Genomic DNA, 1,102 nt, shown 5'->3' with positions numbered 1-1,102 from the left:
CACCCACCACAACCCCGCCGGGCGCACAGCCCGCCGCGGAACCGCCGACCTACGCAGCCCCCGCCGTACCGGCCAATCCAGCCTCGGCGACCCCCGCCGTACCGGAACGATCCGCTGCGCCGGCGCAGGCCAGCACAGTCCAGACGTCCGCGGCACCGACTGCGACGCAAGCTCCACCGACCGCGCAGGCGCCGCATGCGGTGATGCCGCCGTCACACCACCACACCGGCAACGGCTACCCGGACGTAGAACACCGCCAACCCTTCGGGTGACCTGTCGCTAGCTCACCCCGACCTGCTGGCCGGGATCGGCTGCTTGGCCTGCAGCAGCTGGTCCGCCCCGATCCGTTCAGTGCGCAGCAGCCGCCTTGAGCACCCACCAGTCATTTTCCGGCCGGATCCGTGACTGACCCGTGCTCAAAGTCGTACCGGGGTTCGCGCGCGAGCGGGGGTGACCTGGTCACGAATACCGGCGGGGCTGGGGAGCGCTACCCCACCCGAATCGGCAGGTAGCACTCCCCAACTCCCGCAGCGACCGCAACCCCGGCCCGGCGCAGTCAGCGCAGCGATCGGGCGGCGCCCTCAACTCCAAGGGGGCAGTCGCTCGATCACTTCCGAGCTGCCGGCCGGGAGCTGGCGCTTTGGCTGGAGTCGGTGGTGGAAGCCGGACCGCTCCCACTCACCAAGTTCCCGCGACAGGAGATTCCGCGTCGCGCCTGAGCGTGCGGGATCGGGCGCCGGGCAGGTTGGTGAGTGGGAGCGGTCCGCCCCCGCCCCGTTCAGCCCGCGGCACCCACCTGTCACCCGACACTCGTCGAAACGCCTGAGCCGTGCTCAAGGCCGCGCACCCGACCGACTTTGAGCACCCACCAGTCATTTTCCGGCCGGATCCATGACTGACCCGTGCTCAAAGTCGCACCGAGCCCACGCAGGCCCGGTGAGCAATGGGTCACGAATACCGGCGGGGCTGGGGAGCGCTACCCGCGGCGAATCGGTAGGTAGCACTCCCCAACCTCCCAGCGATGACAACCCCGTCGACCCGATGTGGAGCAGCGCCGTCGGCTGCGTAGACGTATACCTCCTGTCGTTGGGATGTCGGGGGC

1 pseudogene is annotated in these 1,102 nt (G+C 69.9%); it reads left to right on the top strand.

From position 1 onward, the window contains the following. A pseudogene (locus E1263_RS43075) lies at positions 1-272 on the top strand (hypothetical protein); the annotation flags it as partial. Between the last annotated feature and the right edge of the window lie 830 nt (positions 273-1,102).

It is taken from the genome of Kribbella antibiotica, assembly GCF_004349055.1.
Taxonomy (GTDB): Bacteria; Actinomycetota; Actinomycetes; order Propionibacteriales; family Kribbellaceae; genus Kribbella; species Kribbella antibiotica.
The sequence above is the reverse complement of the archived record's forward strand: the minus strand, read 5'-3'. Positions and strand labels throughout refer to the sequence as shown.